The following is a 20611-nucleotide window of genomic DNA, read 5'->3' on the forward strand; positions in this document are numbered from 1 at the left end:
ATTGACAAGAGGAAGAATCTCCTCATTGTTATGGGTTGATTGCTTATCGACAAGCCCGCGAGATCATACTGCGGTAGACTCCCCAGTCACCGCTTTGAAGTGCGCGATGCCGTGCTCAAACTGGTCATCACTCAAATCGATCAGGCGTGGTATCTTGACACCGTTAGTCGTACGCAGGTGCTCGTGGATAAGGCCTTGCAAGTGACCGTGCTGAAGGAAGAAAAACGGCGGACTCTGCGCGACTTGAACCTCTAGTGCACGCCTAACCGCATTACACCTAGCAGACAGTGACTCATGTGTCTCTAGGGCGCTCTCCAACCACAGTTCAATCACATTTTCTCCAGTGGTAGATTGATAACGTACTAGCAGCGCGTTCTGGAGGAAAGTCAGCCCCTCCAGCGTATTCAAAACAAACTCTGGGTAGAGGTTTTGCCCCCTAATTTTAAATTGTTGGTCAATACGACCAACGATCGCCCCAAGCCTCGGTGATGTTCGTCCACAAAGACAGGGGGTTCGGTACAGACCACTAGCAATATCACCCGTCGCATACCGCACAGCAGCGAAACCGCGAGGTTGGGTCAGTGTCGTGACTACCACCTCACCAGGCTCACCTTCAGGAACTGGTAACCCCGTCTGAGGGTCAAGTAGTTCGACGTACAAATACTCATCGTGGATGTGGAAACCTTGATGCTGCTGACACTCGAAGCCGATTGACCCAATTTCGCTACAGCCGTACTCGTTGATGTAGGTCTCAAACTGCCACCAGGTTTGTACTTTATTCACCGTCGCGGTAGGTTGAAATAACGCATCAAACGTCGGGCATGCCGCAAAATAAGCTTTACGAGGCAGGGGAACACGCTTAGGGAAATCGGGGCCGAGTTCGGCAGCCATCTCGTCAAGAAACAAGGGGTTGCCTACGATAGCGTCAGGGCGATGGTAGTTGAGAATATCGACCACCCGCTGCACACGCTGAGGAGAACAACGAAAAACACTGATCCCAAGTTGCTTAGCAGCTTGGTTAATGAGTGGCCCCAACGTAAACATATCGTTGTTACTTAATGTCTGAAGCAGACGGTCTCCCGATTGCAAACCCAGTTCACGTAGCACCCGAGTGATGGAGGCGACCCAGACCATTTCTTGCAACCGATGGACGGGCACATCAACGGGGCGTCCAGTCGTCCCTGATGAACTAACGTAATCGACAGCGTCATCACGGTTCATAATCTCTGTCCAATGATCACGCAGATGCGTTTTGCGTACCACTGGCAAGTCCGACAAAAGTGTCTCCTCCAAGCCCGCTAAGGTTTGTTGCCCCCAGTGCTTGCGGTAAAAAGAACGTTCAGAGGCATAAGAAATCGCACGCCGTATCTTATCCGGACTCATTGTTCCACCTCGTGCATAGTTGAAGAACGTTTACGAAACACTGAGACAGCCGAATACGTGTAAGCACGTTCCGCTTCGCTCAGTTTCGCACTGAGGGAATGATCCAAGCACAAATCTGCGGGCCAAGTAGTGGACCCCTGCCCCATCATAGAGCGGTTCACTATCACAGCGCCTAGCGGTAAGCTGTGCACCAATCGTTGCAAAAACGGGCCAACGGCCTGTCTAGGCAAACACTCCAGTGCGTTTGACAAAGCCAACTTGTTGAATTGACCTTGCTGCTCAGGCCGCACCACCCATTTGGTCAGATCTTCCGTGACGATGTTTAGTCGGTCTAAATTGGCCTTCACCTTGTCGTACACGCCTTCCGTTAGGTAGGCAGCTCCAGCAAGATCAGGTGGGTTGCGACCGAACAGGAGTTGCGTCATTAGCGGATTGTGTTTGAGCAAGGTGGTGTCAAACGCGCGAGCAATTTTGCGTCGAAGATGTACCGCAGGCGACTCATGTTTTTCCAGCGCTCGAGAGAACCCTTCACCATACACCCGACGCAGCGTTATGTTGTTGACACACAGAGCTAAAAATGTGCGCCAACGCTGTGTGTCGAAGTGTTGGCGATAAAACTCTCGCTGTTCCTCAAGGGTCTCTATTGCCATCAATGCGTCAAACAGATTGGGCGAATGAGTCACATAGTGCAGGACTCGTCCCGTCCATACGCTGAGTCGTTCAGTGCGACCGGCTTGATTGACCCCTTTGGCCACCAAATTGAGATGCTTATTCCAATAATCCTCAACATCTGGGCTGAGATTGGATTTCAGGGTTGACCATCCATCCAGACGGTCACTGCTTGACGCCGGTAAATCGCCCAAAAATTCGCGGCAGGCTTGTCGATCCCACTGGGTGATAGCCGCACACTTTAGCGCCAATAAGGCTGACTGACTAGCATTGATATCTATGGCGGTCACCTGCTGAGGTGCCTCGGCCAAAAACCGCAATGCCGAACAGCCTCCTGAAGTGATTGTCAGTACTCTGTCATGAGGACTCAGAGCCAAGGCCTGGAGGTCCACCGACACATCTTCTCTGACTTGACCGTATAGAAGTGGTAGTGTCGAAGTCTGGGAAGTCGATAGCGCATACAATCCCCCCATCAGTTCGCCTCCTTCGGAACAAGATCAGCCAGTGACTTGGTACGTCGGCGAGCATGTTGCTTTAGCCCAAGTAAGGCCAGTGCGGCCAACACACTAGGCACGAGCAACACTTGAAAGATGTCCTGATAACCTAGGCCCCACTGAAGTAAGCTTGCTCCCATCATGGCACCAGCGATTCCCCCTGCTCTTCCCATGCCTAGCATCCAAGATACCCCGGTTGCTCGCGCTGACGTTGGGTAATGGAGCGCAGCAATGGACCCCATCGACGCTTGAGCACCATTCATCACAGTACCAGCCAGCAAAATAGCCAGTCCCAGCCAATAGATATCTGACAGGTAAGCAATAGAGAATAAAAATACACCTGTCATGAAGTAATTGAACGCAACGATATAATGCGGCGTGAGGCGATCCATTACCCAACCCGACACAAGAGTACCGACAGCACCACCCAGCGGGAACAAGGCAGTGAGTAGCGCCGCATGGCGTAGATCATAGCCTGCCTCTCCGATCAAGATTGGCATCCAACTGGTGACGACATAAAAAATCAGCAACCCCATGAAGTAGGCAATCCAGAGCAGAAGTGTCGCCCCCAACCGAGAACGCGCCACGATGACTCCAACAGGATTTCCGACTGACTGACGAGGAGCGGTATTCGCAATGCGGTGCGGCCAAGCATGACCCAGTAATCGCTTTAGCGTTTTCGTGATGGCCTGATGAGCTTCCGGCTTTTGTAGCAAAAACAATACGCTCTCTGGTAGCCAGCGGCAAAGAGGAATAAACAGCAACAGTGGCAGCGCTCCACCCAACAGAAATACGCTCTCCCAGCCCCAGTGAGGCACCATCCAAGAGGCCAGTACCCCGCTCATTGCAGCACCAAACGGGAAGCCACAAAAGACCGCATTGACCATGAAAGCCTTGTGTCGCTCAGGAGCAAACTCAGACACTATAGTCAAGGCGTTCGACATGGCTGCACCTATCCCCAGTCCAGTACCAAATCGCCACCAAGCAAGCTCAGCAACAGAAGTTGCTTGAGTGGTTGCTAAACAACACAAACCAAAAATTAGCACCGAGACCAGAATGATTGGCTTCCGGCCAAGACGATCAGACAAAGGTCCAGATGCTAAGGCTCCCAGTGCAAGCCCAACTAACGCAGCGCTCATGGCCAGTCCCAGATCTGATTTTTCAACCCCCCACTCTTGGAGGATCTGAGGGGCCACATACCCCATCAAGGCCGTATCAAAACCATCCAAAATCAGTATGGCTAAACACAAAAATAACACAGAAGCGTGGAAAGCATTCCACTTCGCGGTTCTAACCGCGTGAGAAATTTGAGTTGAAGCGGTTTCGCTCATAACAACACTCATGATCCTAAGTTAAGCGGGGTGATGATGTCACCCCTATTTATCACTGGACATCCAGTTCAAATTGACGACGGGCACGACGGGAATCGTCATGGTCGTAAGGCGGCACCTTAAACGTTTGCAATTCACTACTGTCAATAGGCTCAAACGCAGCAATTGGCTGGCAGCCAGCTATGGTGACACGCTCCATATGACGATGATTAGGGTAATAATCATGCACCGCTGCGTGCTGCACTGAGCGGTTGTCCCAAAGGACCAACATGTTCGGCTGCCAACGATGGCGATACTGATACTCCAGCACTGACGTAACTTGAAACAGTTGTGCCAGTAGAGCCTCACTATCTCGTTGGCTCATGCCTTGGATTGCCCGAGTGTAGCTTTGATTGATGAACAACGCGCGTTTGCCTGTCGTCGGATGTACAGTGACAATAGGGTGCGCAATCGGTGGGTATTCAGCTTCTTTTTGGCGCAGCATTGCTTGGCCCGAAGGCGTATTGGGGAACAGGAACTTATACGGCGAAAAATCGTGGATCGCTGACAATCCCTGAACATACGTCTGCATCTTGGTCGACAAAAAATCGTAGGCGGTGGTCATACTACTGAAGCAAGTGTCGCCGCCTATCTCGGGCACCACGCGAGCATAGAGCATGGTCGCTTTGGGTGGGGCAGCTTTGTAAGACTCATCCGAGTGCCAGCGATCGGTCAAGACAGGCGGGTTACCATCTTTATAATCAAACACAATAAGCTCTGGGTGCTGTTCACTGTTTTCAGCAAAAGGATGCACTGTCAATTGACCAAAATAGCGTCCTACCCGAAGAATATCTTCGGAAGACAACGTCTGATTGGGAAATACCAAAACTTGGTGCTCGGCAAGCGCGTCTTCCAGTTGTTGGATCACATCCGTTGATAACGGCTCATGCATGGAAATACCGCTGATCTGAGCGCCAAAAAATGGGCTGAGTTTAGTCAACGAGAAATTAGGGGTACTGCTCATGTTAGACTCCTTTGGCCATCTCAGGCGATGGGGAAGACGAGGACGAAGTAACGGGACGTGTGGCGCAGACGAATAACAACACGCAACACATCATCATGGGTAAAAACGCGCTGGCAGGCCGTTGCGTTGCGTCCCACCAGACACCACTGACCACAGGCGTGATGACCGCGCAGGTGTAACCAACGGTAAGCATCAATGAAGACACGCGATGCACGTCTTCTTTTGGACTCACTGCACTAGGCAGGCCGAGCATCAGGATCAGCACTATCGCGGAGAAAAAGCCTATCACGGCTGATGCAGCAATCACCGCACTCGATGGCAAGATCACCAACAACAATAGCGCCGCCAACAGCCCAAGTGCAGAGACTAAATAGGGCCAACGAGCATGTGCCACTGAAGGTTTGGCCAACAAAAGCAGTAAAGAAGCTGGTATTTGGCCCAGATTCAACGCGATTAAGGCGCTAGCGATTTGCGACGCCAAGCCAATTTCGTCCAAATACCTTGGTAAGAAGAAATTGGTAGCGAAATAGATTGCACAGACACAGCCCATCATGAGACCTAACTTCCATACCTCGCGCCGTCGGAAATCCGGCCACCAAATATTTCGTTTCCCGTTACGTTGTGCAGCTTGGCTTCCATCTGGTGCACCCAAGTAAAAAACAAACGCAATCATCCATGCGACAGCGCCCCAAGCCATGTAGGCCTCTCGCCAACTGCCAAGCCAAGGCACCAAAACAGTGTTAGTTAGCGCGACCGGGAACACTTCCCCACCCAACAGCAGCCCATTGACGTAGATAGCCGTAGCAAACACAACATGTTTGGGATACCAATGGGCGACAATAGTTGGCAGCGCAGGTTGCATCAAGGCAACGCCGAGACCAGTCAGAGCGGTGGCCAGATACAAGAAGGTTGCGCTGTCTGCTTCCCCTCGGAGGGCAGAACCTAGTCCAGTGATGAGCAATCCAACCACCACTGTTTTGACAGCGCCCGTTTTGGTGATCAGCAGAGCACCGAGCATTGCAGCCGCGGCGAATAGCACTGGCGGGATCCCTGAAATCATGCCAACCTGAGTTTCACTTAACCCTAACGTCGCATGGATGTCCGAGATCACGGGTGGTGTAGCTAAGATCGTCAATCGGGTACCTGCTCCGGCCAACCAGAGCAAGACCAGACCTAACCAACCCCTACCCCACTGGGAAATCGGTCCACTATGCGACGGGCTCATGAGACACTCCTTCTGAAGAACGGGGCGCGATGGCGATCGCTTCGCGCTCAACAAACTGTGCCACTTGCTCTTCCGTGAATCCTAACGTTTGGGTGAGCAAATCATAAGTGTGCTCACCATGACCGGGCGCAACAGCTCGCACGGCTGCGCCATCCGGATGGGCACTCATTTGCATTGGTTGGCCCAGTAAGACATAGGATCCCCACTGAGGATGTGTCATAGGGTGGACCATGTTGAGTTCACGCATTTGTGGTTGATTCATGGCTTCCTCTACGCTAAGTACGGGGCCAGATGGGATCCCACGGGCGTTGAGTTGTTCAATAAGCGAAGCACTTTCCCACTGACGTGTCGCCGCATTGATGACCGCCATCAGCCCATGACGATATTGGTGACGGGCTCTCACATCCCGATACTCGGGTTGCTGATCCAGTGGTCCCAATGACAACACCTCACACAACACACGGAACTTATCGTCTTCTGCGGCCGCTAGGGTGATCGTTCCATCCTGAGTATGTACTACGCCCGTCGGCATCAATGTTGGGTGGTCGTTGCCCACACGTTCAGGTTCCTGTCCATCATGGAGCCAACGCGCAACCTGAAAATCCATCATAGCCAAGGTGGATTCAAGTAGTGACGTCGTGACCCACTGACCCTGTTGAGTGCGTTGCCGCTCATACAAGGCCATCAAGACGACGATCGCCAAATTCATACCGGCACTGACGTCCGCCATCGCAACCCCAGTTCGTAGCGGCCCTGACGTATCAGTTCCCGTCACTGACATCAGCCCTGACATACCTTGAATGATTTGGTCAACGGCTGGTCGTGTCGCTAGAGGTCCTTGCTGGCCGAAGCCACTGATACTGCCACAGATGATGGTTGGGTTCAGAGCCTTAAGCGAGGCATAGTCCACTCCAAGACGAAACTTAACTTCAGGACGGAAGTTTTCCAAAACAATATCCGCCTTGGCGACCAAACGCTTGAGGATCGCCTGACCATCGGAAGATTTAAGGTCGACCGATAGGCTCCGCTTGTTGCGGTGTAAGTTTTGATAGTCGAAGCCCTCTCTCGGTCCCCCCATGCTGTCACCTAGGTCGGTCGGTTCTTCGATTTTGATCACTGTAGCACCCCAGTCAGCAAGCAGACGCGAAGTAACAGGGCCAGCGCGATGGCGCGTGAGATCAATGACCGTCAGATCAGCCATTGGTAATGCGTTCATAATACGTATCCTTTTCCAATCCTCTATAAGGGGTAGACCAACGAATCGGTGATGACATCTGGTTCGCAAATCACCAACCGTTCCGTGAACCTAGCGTCTTGATCGTCCAAACGCAGCTTGTCATGTGTCGTTACCGTGACCAACAGGCGTGCTTCATCGTGATTGAGGCTCTCATGCACGGATAAACTAGTGTCAACCGAGACCCACATTACACCACCTTCACGTCGGATGTCCGTGATGTGAATGTAGGACAGAGCGTGCTGTTGGCGGCGTTGACGAAAATAAATTGAGCTCAGTAGAGCACAAGCACGGTCATGAGCCATGCCCTGATTGTCGCAACGAACAAAACATAGGGGCCAACCCCGCTGAAGATTTTCCCGTGACGTGATGCGATAAGAAACGTTAGGGTCAAGCATGTCGACCCACTCCATTAAATGCTGCTGCTCTAAGGCCCGGTGATACTGGGCATAAAACGCGTTCACACGTTGCTGTACTATCGGTTCAATAGATTTAAGATCCACACGCTATCCCTTTCTGGTAATACCGATAGAAGGCACGGATCGCCGACTCGGTCATCATATGCGGTTCACTGGACTCTCCCTGACTCGCCTCCAAAACGATATTTGAATCTGGACTGGCATGAGCCCCAGCTTGCGTGACCGCCAAGATTTCATTGTCGTCAATAGTCACTAATCCGGCAGGCCCCAGCAGATTGGCTTGACGTAAGCGCCGCTCGGTCAAGGTCTGAGGCTCGTCAGCATAACCGAAGAAAGTCCACTCTTTGATACACGTATCAGGGCCGTCTGGGATCACATGACGCATCGCCAAACAATTGAGTTGCTGGAGTAAAATAAGGTTGGGGAAAATTGTCATGATCGCCCCCGTACCATGCTCAAACTCCCGTTCGTGGTCAATAAGTTCCGGAGCCTTCAATCGAACACTCGGAGCGGCCTTTAATTGTTCTTGAGCTTTGAAAGATGCCGTACTAACCAGCACACTATGGGCACCACTCTCACAAACTTCGACATGGGTTTCCTGATCGGATCGCCAAATACCGAAATTCTTAAAAAAAGAGTGCAATAATGCCGCATGAAACGGGTCCTTTACATTCTCTACTTGTAGTTTCCAGTTACAGTTAACTCGATGACGCATTTTGCCTAGTACTTTGAGAGGGCGGCCACTACACACTCGGTCAAAATAAGCCAACATATTTGGATCCAAGTAGCGTTCGAAATCGGGCAATGAAAACGAATGACTGGCGAAGATCACGCCATGGCGCACCGTTACATTGAGCCGAGTCATACCATGCTCATGGGGATCAAAGGTGTCGGCCATCCCACCTCGACCATTGATACCATTTTTAAAAGGTATGCCTCTTAGCTCTCCCTTGAGATTGAAGGCCCACTCATGATACGGACATACGAACACCTTGGTATTACCGTGAGCGTTATGACACATCTTAGCCCCGCGATGAGGACATCGGTTAATCAAAACTTGGATAGTGTCCTCGCGATCGCGAACCACTATCACTGGCGTATCTCCAACAAAAGTTTGCCGATAGTCCCCGACATTGGGTAACTCTGCTTCCAGTCCGACATAGTTCCACGTGTCACCTTGGAATAGGCACTTTTGTTCTTGTTGATATTGCTCGGCACTCGTATAGACGTAAGAGGGCACCCGTCGGGTGCCTTCCTTAGGCCAAGGTTTCATCGTGACGCTCCTGAGACGGCTCGGCTTCTTGGCGCGCGTTGTTGGCGTAAACCGTCAAATCGGCGATGCGTGACATCACTGTCATTAGCATTGCCCAGCCTTTGTTCTGGATGTCAAACAGAGCTTGTCCATCATCGACGTCGACTGTTTCGATGAACTCATACCCCATACGAACATGTTCATCATCCAATACGCTGTGCAGATCGAAATGAGCGTGGGTCGAAGAATCAGCAAGAGCGGGCTTAACATGTTGATAAAAGAACACAGCCGAAGCCTCAACTACCAAATGAACCAAGACCACTTTTTCCAGTTCACTCGCGGTATGCATCTGACTGACAAACCAGTTACTGGCGGCTTCCAGCACTGGATCAAAGACTTCTGCAAAGTCGTCACGGTTAGCTTTCAATTGGCGATTGTGACCCAGTTCATCTTCCAAATGTGACATCGTCATGTGCTCAAAGGTTTTTTCCGTCATTGTCGAAGCACGGGCAATAACCATTCGCTGAAAGTGATCAGACCAAACTTGAAAGCAGTCAAGGAACTTAGCTTTGGTTTGAGGGTGATCAAGCAGCCCTCGATTGACCAGCGCAAACAGCTTATGCTTGTCAAAACGTTCCATATAAGCTTCGTTGCGTGTAATCAACTGTGCGCCAACAGTCCCAGACAAAAATTTTTCGACTTGCTCAGGCAAAAATGTCGCCCAAGGGTCGGAGTAATCTTCATACAAACCGCGGCTATCAAACTGTAAGGATAAACCCCAGAACCCATTCGGCTCAGCTCCTTTAAATCCGTGCAAGCGTCCCGGTGGCACCAGTAAGGCATCGCCAGCCGCCATATCAGCTTCAACATCGCCAGTTGTTCTCGCACCACCTTCACACATCAAGATCATCGATTCGACCGGATGAATGTGGGGTTCAAGCTCTTCGCCCGCTTCTAGGCGTACCCAAGCCATGGAGACTCGGTTGTCATCCGGCAAGAAATCGAGCAAATGGGGTTGCTTCATAAAATCTTTGACATGTCCTAACCAATGCTCGACGCCGTCTACTTCAATGGTACGAATCGAAGGAATATCGTCGCGCTTGACCAGGGTTACTTCCGTGAGTTTTTTCATAATGGCTTCTTAGTTTTTATTAGGTTGATGAAGAAAATAATTCTCCACATATACACACTGTTGATATGCAACATCATTAACAGGTGGGCAAGCTTATTGATCCGGTTAAATGAAAACAACAATTTATTTATCAGTCATTTAGATCTGTGAAGATCATTATATAAATTTACAAAATTTACATTTTGTTGCATTTAGTTTCATTTAGTTTCTTTTTTGAAACCTAGTTAAAGCGCTTTACTTAAATGATGGGAAGCATGGCATCAATGCGCAGAAGTGTTTGATAGAGCAACCAAAATCACCTGAACGAGAGGCATGGGAATGCCATAGGAGGTGCTCGCCTCGAAAGAGGCTCATCATACGTAAAGGTTTCATTTCGGGTATTGAGAGGGGTTTCTTCTTACAAGTTTTGTCACTGATTTACTGGGAATGAATGTGGATGGATTACCGGTCAACGGGAGACGTTAGCGTTTTGGCGACGGCTCTTCAAATGCGACTGGCTGGGGTCGACATTATTATTTTAAAAACACTGAGGTTTATTTGATGGTCAATTGGATGCAAGCGCACCCTCTGTTTGAACAGTTTGTGTTAGGCGTACTGCTGGTTTATTTTACGCCCTACTGCGAATGATCGGTCGTCGCGCCCTATTGTCGGTTGCGGAGAAGAAGCAGGTCACGATGGCACGTACACAGTTCGTGGTTAAAGTGTTTAATGTGTCAACGTTCAGTGTATTTGCTGCGCTGTTCGTGCTGTTACTAGGCATTGGCTACGGTGATATTTCATTGTTCCTTTCTTCGCTGTTTGCGGTACTTGGGGTTGCCTTATTCGCGCAATGGTCAATTCTCAGCAATATCTCTGCGAGTGTGTTGATATTTTTCGTGTTTCCTTATCGGATTGGCGATCGGGTCAAAGTATGTGAAAAGGACGAGGACATCAGTGGGGTAATCATCGACATCACCATGTTTCATCTACTGCTGCGCCATGAAAGTGGCAACATCATCACCTACCCCAATACCTTGCTACTGCACAAAGGCGTAATAAAGGTAATAGCGCCTTCGTCGCCATCACCCATCGACAAGTAATCACTCTTTGTCGAAACTATCAACGACGATGGCCCCCATAGAGGCTGGCATAGTGATAACGATGACCCGCTTGAAAGCAACCCAAGGCTGTTCAAGTACGGGCAGCTTGTCTAAACAATACAATACCAAGGCGACAACACACGCTGCCATCACATAAGCAGTGACAATGCGAAAAACAAACACCGCACGTCGCTGCGATATGTCCCTTTGAAACACACTTTCGTAAGTGTAGAGCGCCAAAAACACCATGGAGAGAGCGAACAGCCACCACAGCTTGACACTAGGTAAGGTTTCGCCCAAACGCCATGCTTCTTCTGAAAAGGCGATCGGGACAGCAAGGGCAAAAGCACCAACAAATATTTGGCTAGCGTCTTGCGCATTAAAGTTTAGGCTCACATTTCGCTCCTTTGGGGCGTTCACACACCCAATGATATAAAGGGGTTGTCTATTCCGGTTTTACGCGACATCAGCAGTCAAGGCTGATGTTCGACAGTCACTCAGCTTGTTTTTGCACAGGCTGATTAGGTTATACTAGCGTGTCAGAACAATAGGCGACCGACAACCGGTTCGTTATATACCGACCGGGTACCTCGACAGTGAAGTTAACGCATTTCAAACATCAAATCCGCCGTGGACCGGACTACCGACATGGCGAACCTGCAACGTTTCAGGACATCCAACACACCTTTGAGATGGGCAACCTACGAGTTGGCCGTTGGGTGACACAAGAAGAAAAAGCGCTTGCGGCCAATCTTATCTACGACTCTCTGGCGGACTTGGCCTATCTACTCGCCCTTCCCCCCATGCCATTGGCCTGCGCGGTACGTTGAACTTCGCCTTTGGCACTGGCGGACGTCAGGGGGTGCAAGCCCACTACGATCCTTACCGACGTGAGCTTGCCTTAGCCAAGAATGCCGGCGCGGGCGCGTTAGCGCATGAATTTTGGCACGCCTTCGACCATTATATTGCGGACAAGGCCTTTAACATTGATACATCAAAGTCGCACCCGAAGTTTGCCAGTGACTGTTGGCTCGAAGACCAACCACCGATCGCACACCCCCTCAATGACAGACTGATGGCTCTGTTCTCCATCACCATGCTGAGTGAAGACACCCTCGACAAACACGACTATGTCACACGAAGTGTTCACGCTGATCGCGCATTAGCCCAACGGTATTTTTCTGCGCCTACTGAGATGATGGCCCGTGCGTTTGAGTCGGCGATTGAATCGTGTGCTGAAATTAACAATGCCTACCTAGTGGCTGGAACCACCAATAAGGATGTGCTGCCCGTGTATCCTGACTTCAGACATCGTCAGACTATCTATCAGGGATTACAAGCCTATTTTACGCAACTCGGGGGGCGCTCAGCCGCTGACCATATTGCGCTGAGAGTATAAACGTCTCAGTGAGGCGCCAGCAAAAAGGGACGAGATTGGTCTAACCATCCGATTTGCCCGCTATTGTGGGTTTGGTGCATAAAACCGGTAGTAAGCCAATACGTTACTGAGCAAAAACAAGACTGCTATCACCACAGTATTTTGAGACATATCCAGATAATCGTGACGACACCAAACTGTGACCAATCTGGCTATTTGAGAGAGCTCGAGGATACTGCTCTTCTGCGTAGTTATTGATCGCGCACGCCCATCTCTCTCACATAAAGTGAACCCGATCAGGGCACATTGGGGCCCCCTCTCGCCTTTCGTGATTAACGCTTAAATTATGAACAAAAAACACACAAATTGATTGGTATTCATGCAAAATAAGAAACATGTTGAACACAAAGACACGCCCCCTGTCTCTTAAGTTCATAACCTCTGCAACCATAACAAACCCTGTGCCAGCGCGTTTCGGCGAAGTGGCCTGAGGATAATATGCAGCGTGTTCGACAGCCTATATCCAATAACTTTATGAATGAGAGAACTATGAAAAAAACAACCTTTATAGCACTGGCTGTGAGCTCAGGTCTTGCTCTCAGCACAGTGACCCATGCTGCCACCCCAAAAACTGCTTTTGTTCACCTGTTCGAATGGGGCTGGGAAGACATCGCCACAGAATGTGAAACCTTTCTTGGGCCAAAAGGGTTCGCGGCGGTGCAAGTGTCACCACCGAACACAACGCTATCAGGCAACCAATGGTGGACACGTTATCAGCCAGTCAGTTATGCGTTCAACAGCCGAAGCGGCGACCGTGCCCAGTTTCAAAGCATGGTTCAGCGCTGCAAAGCGGCTGGTGTCGATATCTATCTAGATGCCGTGATTAACCATATGGCGGCTTGGAACCGCTCGTTTCCGGATGTACCCTACAGCAGTAACGACTTCCATACTTGTACCGGTAGCGATATTGACTACAGCAACCGCTGGCAAGTGCAAAACTGTGATTTGGTCGGTCTCAATGATTTGAAAACGGAGTCGGAATATGTCCGCCAAAAGATAGCCGACTACATGAATGACGCCATTAGTATGGGGGTCGCGGGTTTTCGTATTGATGCGGCCAAACATATCCCTGCCAGCGATATTGAGGCAATAAAGAACAAGCTCAACGGCAATCCCTATCTATTTCAAGAAGTTATTGGAGCCGCCTCCGAGCCAGTTAAACCATCCGAGTACGCGCACATTGGTCAGGTGACCGAATTTGATTTTGCACGACGCGTTGGGCCAGCATTTAGAAATAGCAACATCGCGAGCCTTCGTCATATCGGACAACAGCTCGAGCTATCAAGTGATACTGCCGTCACCTTCGTGACCAACCACGATGAAGAAAGACACAACCCTAATGGTCCTATCTGGCATGGTGTATCAGGCAATGGGTATTACTTAGCCAATATCTTCACACTGGCTTACCCCTATGGTTATCCGAAAGTGATGTCGGGCTACTTCTTTGGAGGAGATTTTGATGCAGGCCCACCAAGTCAGGGGGTGCATAGCGGTGATGCTTGTGGTTTCAACGGCGGAAGTTGGGTCTGTGAACACCAATGGCGAGGTATCGCCAACATGGTCGCATTTCGAAACCACACAGCGGCAGAATGGAAAGTGACCGATTGGTGGCAAAACGGCAACGACCAGATTGCCTTTGGGCGTGGAGGTCTTGGCTACGTGGTGATCAACAAACGCCATGACAGCCCTCTGTCTCAACGTTTGTACACTGGCCTCCCTGACAATGTCTACTGCAACATCATTGATGCGGACTACAACCAACAGACTGGACAGTGTTTAGGTGCACCAGATGCGAAAGGGCCAACAACGATAACCGTCAGCGGTGGCTATGCAGACTTCTCAGTTGCTGGCGATCACGCTGCTGCTCTTCATGTAGGCGCAGTGGTAGGAAATACCTGTACAGACTGTGATCCGGACACAGACCCCGATCCCGTTACTGAGCAGGAGATCTGTTTTGATAACGCCCAACACTTTGCGTCGCCAACGCTTTACTATTGGAATGTCAGCGCAGACTCGACTATCGACAACGCAACATGGCCAGGAGTTGTGATGCAGCGTAAAAACGGCGTGTATTGCCACGACTTCGGTCAACCCATCAGTCGTGCTCAGGTTATCTTTAGTGATCAGGGGGCGCAACAAACGGACGATCTGACAGCATCTCAAGGAGCATTCTGCTATGCTTCCGGCAGCTGGGTATCGCTCAGTCAGTGTAGCCAAGCTGGCAATGATGTGTGGTATTTTCGTGGCACTCCCAACCAATGGGGCCTCACTCAATTAAGCTACGATGCCGCCACCCAGAAGTATGTCACGATCCAGTCATTCAGTGGAGAGGAGAGTCCGGCCCGTTTTAAAATTGATAACGGTAGTTGGACAGACGCATACCCTAGCACTGATTACCTTGTCAGCGATCACACCTCCTACCGGATTTCATTCGATAGCGACACCAAAGTGATCACCGTCACCGAGCAGAACTGATCCACAACTGGGCTTCCGTTTACCAACAAACGGAAGCCTTTGTTGGTTATATGACAACTGGCCAGTTTCACTGTTACTCACGAGTCAAATCACGCAGTCAAGCTGACGACATGTACCAATCTAACAGGTGCAATGGTACCCTATGCTTTCGTCATCACGCGGACAGCACTAACTTGCCATGAACACCAGAACCGTGATCCCTAATGTTCAACTCAAGCTTGAACAACCTTGTCAAGCCATTGAGATTTCCGGTCAGCAAGAAGGCCCATTTCTTGAGCCTCATCGCCACGACTACTGGGAACTAGTGTGGTGCCAAGAAAACCAAGGCACACAGAGTATCGATTTCATTGAGTATGATAATCGTCGCCACCGTTTCTTCACCATAGCACCGGGACAGGTACACTTCTCTGAATCTATGGGCAACAACGTCCGTTTGCTCGTGTTTGCATCGGGTTTAATCGACAACCAATCGCGCGGCACTCACTTGATCGACCAAGTGTTTAGACCCCATAGTGGCCAGCCTCCTTATATTGATTGCCACGAAGAAGCCCTTATCTATTTGTCGCCGTTGTTCCATATGTTGAAAGAAGAGTGTAAACGCGACCAAGAGTTAATTGATCTGGGGTTGATCAGTGCCCTTATCGAAGGTTTTTTACGCTATTTACTGCGCTACGCCAGTTTCAAAAACGAGCAAGGAAAACTTCGCGATCCGAGGATTAATCAATTATTCGCTCTCATCGAACAACACTATCGAACGGAGAAAAAGTGCGCATTTTATGCCGATAAAATGGCTCTTACTAGTAAACGTCTCAACGAGCTCCTCAAAGCTGAGCGAGGCAAAACTTTGACACAATTGATTCATGAGCGACTTATCCTTGAAGCTAACCGAGACTTGGCACATTCAACCAAGACCATCAAAACCATCGGCCTCGAATTGGGTTTTGAAGATCCAGCGTATTTTAGCCGCTTCTATCGTAAACAGAGGAAGGAGTCACCGGCCAAATTTAGACTAAGATGTTCAAATAATACAACATAAAAGGCGTATCGTCCCTTACCTGAATAAGAAGATGTACTGATAATACCCGTCCACGTATCCAACATTCTCGGGCACTTTGTACATTATGACCATTGATCTAAAAACGAACCCAGTTTCCACATCTTTCTATCAGTACCTCTGGCCAGCTCTCGCTGGCATGTTAATAAAGTCTCTGTTCATCATGGGCGATGCACTCGTGATCGGTATAGGGGTCGGAGCGGATGGATTGGGCGCGATCGCTCTCATAACCCCTCCTTTCGCACTGTTTACCGCCATTGCAATGATGGTTGGCATCGGTGGCGCAGCCAACATGTCGATCGAACAAGGCGCAGGTAAGACACAATCCCAGCAAATCTGGTTTAACCAATCCCTATTGCTGGTTATCTGGCTCTCTGGCATTGCTGTGATTGGCGCCATGATCTGGCTAGACGAACTGATTGCTCTCACTGGTGCATCGGGTCATATCGCGTACTTGGCCCATGAATATATGTCCGCCATGCTACCGTTTTTTGTGGTCTACTCACTGGCTTGGGTGTTATCGAGTTTTGTCCGCAATGATACTAACCCCAAGTTGGCGACCTACGCTTTGGCGCTTGGAGCCATCGTCAATTTGATTCTCGATTACCTGTTTATCATCCCAATGAATATGGGTATGAAAGGCGCCGCTTATGGCACCGCCATTGCTCAAACTCTGATCGTCTTCATTCTTCTTAGTCACTTCGTGCGACAACAAGGAACGCTAAAGCTTAACCTGCAAGGCATAGGAATCAGTAGAGCAAAAGCGATTATCAGTCTTGGTACTCCGACATTCTTTATAGAAGTGACTACCGCCATGACCATAGTGTTGTTTAACTACGTCCTGCTCACCCAATTTAGCGAACGTCATATCATCGCCTACGGCTTAACGACCAATATCGGTGTGTTCGCTCTGTTTACGATGGTGGGGATTGCTCAAGCTTGTCAGCCTATCATTAGCTTTAATCACGGCGCGAATCGTCCTGATCGCCTTCATGACATTTTGCTATTAGGAGGCAAAACTGCGATCGGAAGTGGTACTCTATTTTTGTTAGGTATCTGGCTGTTCGCTCCTGTGATTGCGTCGTTTTATTTAGGCAGCACAAACGACTTACTTCCTCTTGCAACTAAATCCCTTACATTCTACTTCTTCGGCGTCCCACTCATGGGGCTGAATATGGTTATCGCCAATCTGTTCCAAGCCACTGCAAGGCCTAAACAGGCAACACTGATCTCGTTAAGCCGAGGCTTCGTATTTGTGCTGCTCGGCGTTTTCCTGCTGCCCGTGGTATTTCCTCACGATGGCATATGGGCTAGCGTTCTGTTTGCTGAATCTATCACCGCTGTGGTCAGCCTATCCTTGTTATTCAAGTATTATCCGAATAGACGATGGTTTAATCGCTATATGCATAGGTAACACGGTCGAGTTGGTTATTTTCATTCCGTGCGTCATCGGGAAGACGTTGCTAAGCCTCGGCCAAATCGCAAGCTCTTAGATACCTTGCGTCGCCATGAACTGCACGCTTGTAGTGAAAAAATCCATTGCGTCACCATTTTTTGGGGACATTACTTTAATTTTATACATTTATTATGAAGGGGATTTAATAATATAACTAATTGAAACACATGGACAAATTAATTATCACCGCCGCAGTTAACGGCGGTATAACCCCAAGAAGTAAGCAACCCGCTATTCCACACACCCCGAAGGAGATTGCTGACGCTGTCGTGCAATGCAGCCAAGCGGGGGCAAGTGTGGCACACATTCACGCTCGGGATGACGCCGGCCGGCCCAGCTACGACCAATCGGTGTGGCGCGAAATCATAGAACGCATCCGCGAGCGTTCTGACATCCTTCTCAACCTTAGTACGTCGGGCTTAAACCTACCCCAAGATAGACCGGAAGAAGATGCTTGGAACCACCTCGAGTATCGTCCAGAAATCGCTTCTTTCAACTGCGGCTCGGTCAATCATGGTGATAAACCTTTCATTAATAGTCCCGCATTGGCAAAAAAACTCGCGCTAGCACTTAAAGCCCATCAGGTCACACCGGAGATTGAAATCTACCATTCTGGTGTCATCCACGAAGCTGTCACGCTCCAGCAACAAGGTTACCTTGGCGAGAAATTAATGTTTGCCTTTGCGATGGGTATTCACGGTGGGGTACGCCCAACCTGCAAAGATTTGCTTCATCTGGTGGATAGCCTGCCAGCCAACAGTCTTTGGTCAGCCATCGGCATCGGTCAAGCACAGCTGCCGCTCAACACCTATTCGATTTTACTCGGCGGTCATGTGCGTACTGGTCTCGAGGACAACATCTATTATCGAAAAGGTGAACTCGCCACCAGCAACGCCCAGTTAGTCGACCGTATTGTCCGGCTATCTCACGAACTGGGCAGAGATGTTGCCACCGTGGATGACGCCAAAACCCTACTAGGCCTCAGTAACACCCAAACCGCCCCTATCGCAGCGATGACAATTTAACCAAAAGACAAGGAATGACGATTGTGTTACCCCTTCAAACTGACATTCACCCGTATACACTGAGCACAGCAGGGGCACCGTTGAGTGACGATAACCCTGTTGTGATCCTTTTGCATGGTCGCCGACAAACCGAAGACGATATGGCGAACCTGATTGATAAATTAGCTCTGACGGAAGCGACGTACTACCTACCAAGTGCACCAGAGACTACTTGGTATCCACGTGGATTCACTCGCGATCTCAACGACAACCAACCTCTGTTGGATCAAGGATTAGAGGTCATCGATCAGATCCTTCAAGCCATACTCTCACAAGGGGTCAAAAGGCAGCGGATCTGGATCATAGGCTTTTCTCAAGGTGCATGCATGGCCGCCGAGTTCGTTCGACGCGCGTTGCAACCATTGGGCGGTGCCATTGTGTACACTGGTGGCCTGTTTGGTCCAGAGTGTCCTGTGGCCTCCGCTCCGAAGCCGGTATTTGAAGGCATGCCTATGCTGCTATCAGGTAGTCACACTGATACTTGGGTCCCCGCCGAACGCGTGACGCAAACGGCCACCTACTTTGGCCAACTCGGTGCACAGGTTCATCTTGAGATCGCGAGCGAACGCGCGCATCACGTCAGTCAAGCGGAAATCGAACTTGCCAGAGGCTTGATCACCGCGTGCTATGCGCCAGCAGATGAGGAGGTTGCCCATGTCTAATGCTTACCTGTGTGACTTCGTCAGAACCCCGATCGGTCGATATGCCGGCGCCTTATCCTCGATCCGAGCTGATGATCTCGCTGCGATTCCCTTAAAAGCACTCACTGAGCGTCATACCACGGTCGATTGGCGCCGTGTCGACGATGTTATTTTTAGGCTGTGCGAATCAAGCAGGCGAAGATAACCGTAATGTGGCACGGATGAGTTTACTGCTTGCCGGACTGGACACTGAAGTACCGGGCTCTACCGTCAACCGACTATGTGCCTCTGGGATGGAAGCAGTATCCACGGCCGCGAGGGCCATTAAATCGGGCGAAGCCAACCTTATCATTGCCGGAGGAGTCGAATCTATGTCACGCGCTCCTTACGTAATGGGAAAAACCGATGCTCCGTTCGCACGCAACGCTGAACTCTATGACACCACCATGGGTTGGCGTTTTATCAACGCTAAGCTAGAAGCGCAGTACGGCGCATGCACAATGCCAGAAACGGCAGAAAACCTTGCCATTAAATTTGGCATCAGCCGACACGAGCAGGATCTATTTGCTCGCTCAAGTCAGACCAAATACGCGGCGGCGCAAGAACGCGGCTTCTTCTGCAACGAAATCGTGCCAATCGAGGTACAGCGTCGGCGTCAAGATCCGTTAGTGGTCGATACTGATGAACATCCTAGGCTATCTACTCTCGAGACTTTAGCCAAACTTAAACCCGTCGTGCAGGCACATGGCACTGTTACGGCGGGCAACGCATCTGGCATTAACGATGGAGCCGCAGCACTCTTAATTGCCTCAGAGTCAGCACTGAGCGAACACCAATTGACGCCCAAGGCACGCATCGTCGCCACGGCCTGCGCGGGCGTAGAACCCAGCATAATGGGCTTTGGTCCAGCACCGGCGATAAAAAAGGTGTTGGAACTGACTCAACTATCTCTTGACCAAATGGATGTGATTGAGCTCAACGAAGCCTTTGCATCTCAAGTGATCTCCGTGGTCAAACATTTAGGCATTAGTCCTGAAGATCCACGCCTCAACCCCAATGGTGGCGCGATCGCACTCGGCCATCCTCTAGGCATGAGCGGGGCTCGGGTGATTGGAACGGCGATGAATCAGTTGGCCTCGCAAAAGGGAAGATATGCACTATGTAGTCTGTGTATCGGCGTCGGCCAAGGCATGGCCATGATCATCGAGCGCATCTGATTTTTGCTCTTATTCGGGCGACGTCATGGCCTTGGAGCCTTTCGT

At 50.2% G+C, this 20611-nt stretch carries 15 protein-coding genes and 3 pseudogenes; 8 read left to right on the forward strand and 10 right to left on the reverse strand.

Translation table 11 applies throughout. The features are described from left to right. Positions 1–63: 63 nt before the first annotated feature. From KW548_11535 to KW548_11575, 9 genes are read right to left on the reverse strand one after another with little or no spacing between them, the layout of a single operon-like run. The gene (locus KW548_11535) at positions 64–1383 is read right to left on the reverse strand and encodes an AMP-binding protein (GenBank protein QXX05809.1); all 1320 of its coding nucleotides are present in this window, start codon (positions 1381–1383) and stop codon (positions 64–66) included. Beyond that, entirely contained in the window at positions 1380–2525 is a 1146-nt protein-coding gene (locus KW548_11540; GenBank protein ID QXX05810.1) for a BtaA family protein, read from the reverse strand. Before KW548_11540 ends, KW548_11535 begins: the two co-directional genes overlap by 4 nt. Beyond that, positions 2525–3877 carry an aromatic acid/H+ symport family MFS transporter gene (locus KW548_11545; GenBank protein ID QXX05811.1) on the reverse strand — a complete coding sequence of 451 codons (1353 nt, stop codon included), beginning with the start codon at positions 3875–3877 and terminating at the stop codon, positions 2525–2527. Before KW548_11545 ends, KW548_11540 begins: the two co-directional genes overlap by 1 nt. Before the next feature lie 52 nt (positions 3878–3929). Further along, complete coding sequence (locus KW548_11550) at positions 3930–4880, reverse strand: TauD/TfdA family dioxygenase (GenBank protein ID QXX05812.1); 951 nt, start codon at positions 4878–4880, stop codon at positions 3930–3932. 1 nt (position 4881) lies between these two features. Beyond that, entirely contained in the window at positions 4882–6105 is a 1224-nt protein-coding gene (locus KW548_11555; protein ID QXX05813.1) for an MFS transporter, read from the reverse strand. Then, the gene (locus KW548_11560) at positions 6089–7321 is read right to left on the reverse strand and encodes a CoA transferase (GenBank protein QXX05814.1); all 1233 of its coding nucleotides are present in this window, start codon (positions 7319–7321) and stop codon (positions 6089–6091) included. Before KW548_11560 ends, KW548_11555 begins: the two co-directional genes overlap by 17 nt. 23 nt (positions 7322–7344) lie before the next feature. After that, positions 7345–7842: a hypothetical protein gene (locus tag KW548_11565; protein ID QXX05815.1), complete on the reverse strand. Its 498-nt coding sequence runs from the start codon at positions 7840–7842 to the stop codon at positions 7345–7347. Beyond that, positions 7832–9031 (reverse strand): Rieske 2Fe-2S domain-containing protein, encoded by a 1200-nt coding sequence (locus tag KW548_11570; protein ID QXX05816.1) that lies wholly within the window; start codon positions 9029–9031, stop codon positions 7832–7834. The genes KW548_11565 and KW548_11570 overlap by 11 nt, the downstream gene beginning before the upstream one ends. Continuing rightward, positions 9015–10142 (reverse strand): cupin domain-containing protein, encoded by a 1128-nt coding sequence (locus KW548_11575; GenBank protein QXX05817.1) that lies wholly within the window; start codon positions 10140–10142, stop codon positions 9015–9017. The genes KW548_11570 and KW548_11575 overlap by 17 nt, the downstream gene beginning before the upstream one ends. A gap of 540 nt (positions 10143–10682) precedes the next feature. Here KW548_11575 and KW548_11580 point away from each other — a divergent pair. After that, a pseudogene (locus KW548_11580) lies at positions 10683–11221 on the forward strand (mechanosensitive ion channel family protein). On the opposite strand, the gene KW548_11585 reads toward KW548_11580, so the two are convergent. Beyond that, positions 11222–11617, reverse strand: a complete 396-nt coding sequence (locus KW548_11585; GenBank protein QXX05818.1) for a DUF2391 family protein — start codon at positions 11615–11617, stop codon at positions 11222–11224. A gap of 200 nt (positions 11618–11817) precedes the next feature. On the opposite strand from KW548_11585, the pseudogene KW548_11590 reads away from it, so the two are divergent. The 7 genes and pseudogenes from KW548_11590 (at position 11818) to pcaF (ending at position 20566) form a co-directional block, all read left to right on the forward strand. Next, positions 11818–12620, forward strand: a pseudogene (locus tag KW548_11590) (hypothetical protein). Positions 12621–13148: 528 nt separating this feature from the next. After that, positions 13149–15134: a starch-binding protein gene (locus tag KW548_11595; protein ID QXX05819.1), complete on the forward strand. Its 1986-nt coding sequence runs from the start codon at positions 13149–13151 to the stop codon at positions 15132–15134. Positions 15135–15312: 178 nt separating this feature from the next. Further along, positions 15313–16170, forward strand: coding sequence for a helix-turn-helix domain-containing protein (locus tag KW548_11600; protein ID QXX05820.1), 858 nt, complete (start codon positions 15313–15315; stop codon positions 16168–16170). Between the two features lie 85 nt (positions 16171–16255). Further along, complete coding sequence (locus KW548_11605; protein ID QXX05821.1) at positions 16256–17602, forward strand: polysaccharide biosynthesis C-terminal domain-containing protein; 1347 nt, start codon at positions 16256–16258, stop codon at positions 17600–17602. A gap of 209 nt (positions 17603–17811) precedes the next feature. Continuing rightward, positions 17812–18669, forward strand: a complete 858-nt coding sequence (locus KW548_11610) for a 3-keto-5-aminohexanoate cleavage protein (protein ID QXX05822.1) — start codon at positions 17812–17814, stop codon at positions 18667–18669. A 14-nt stretch (positions 18670–18683) separates the two neighbouring features. After that, positions 18684–19370 (forward strand): dienelactone hydrolase family protein, encoded by a 687-nt coding sequence (locus KW548_11615; GenBank protein QXX05823.1) that lies wholly within the window; start codon positions 18684–18686, stop codon positions 19368–19370. Continuing rightward, a pseudogene (gene pcaF / locus KW548_11620) lies at positions 19363–20566 on the forward strand (3-oxoadipyl-CoA thiolase). The gene KW548_11615 and the pseudogene pcaF overlap by 8 nt, the downstream one beginning before the upstream one ends. Positions 20567–20611 lie beyond the last annotated feature (45 nt).

The sequence above is a fragment of the Vibrio neptunius genome, assembly GCA_019339365.1.
In the GTDB taxonomy this organism is placed as follows: Bacteria; Pseudomonadota; Gammaproteobacteria; order Enterobacterales; family Vibrionaceae; genus Vibrio; species Vibrio neptunius.

What these genes read in the sequence shown, in the direction of transcription:
- KW548_11570 (QXX05816.1), bottom strand. Translation starts at nt 9,031, where the DNA reads ATGAAACCTTGGCCTAAGGAAGGCACCCGACGGGTGCCCTCTTACGTC.
- KW548_11575 (QXX05817.1), bottom strand. Translation starts at nt 10,142, where the DNA reads ATGAAAAAACTCACGGAAGTAACCCTGGTCAAGCGCGACGATATTCCT.
- KW548_11545 (QXX05811.1), bottom strand. Translation starts at nt 3,877, where the DNA reads ATGAGCGAAACCGCTTCAACTCAAATTTCTCACGCGGTTAGAACCGCG.
- KW548_11560 (QXX05814.1), bottom strand. Translation starts at nt 7,321, where the DNA reads ATGAACGCATTACCAATGGCTGATCTGACGGTCATTGATCTCACGCGC.
- KW548_11540 (QXX05810.1), bottom strand. Translation starts at nt 2,525, where the DNA reads ATGGGGGGATTGTATGCGCTATCGACTTCCCAGACTTCGACACTACCA.
- KW548_11555 (QXX05813.1), bottom strand. Translation starts at nt 6,105, where the DNA reads ATGAGCCCGTCGCATAGTGGACCGATTTCCCAGTGGGGTAGGGGTTGG.
- KW548_11550 (QXX05812.1), bottom strand. Translation starts at nt 4,880, where the DNA reads ATGAGCAGTACCCCTAATTTCTCGTTGACTAAACTCAGCCCATTTTTT.
- KW548_11605 (QXX05821.1), top strand. Translation starts at nt 16,256, where the DNA reads ATGACCATTGATCTAAAAACGAACCCAGTTTCCACATCTTTCTATCAG.
- KW548_11535 (QXX05809.1), bottom strand. Translation starts at nt 1,383, where the DNA reads ATGAGTCCGGATAAGATACGGCGTGCGATTTCTTATGCCTCTGAACGT.
- KW548_11595 (QXX05819.1), top strand. Translation starts at nt 13,149, where the DNA reads ATGAAAAAAACAACCTTTATAGCACTGGCTGTGAGCTCAGGTCTTGCT.
- KW548_11610 (QXX05822.1), top strand. Translation starts at nt 17,812, where the DNA reads ATGGACAAATTAATTATCACCGCCGCAGTTAACGGCGGTATAACCCCA.
- KW548_11615 (QXX05823.1), top strand. Translation starts at nt 18,684, where the DNA reads ATGACGATTGTGTTACCCCTTCAAACTGACATTCACCCGTATACACTG.
- KW548_11600 (QXX05820.1), top strand. Translation starts at nt 15,313, where the DNA reads ATGAACACCAGAACCGTGATCCCTAATGTTCAACTCAAGCTTGAACAA.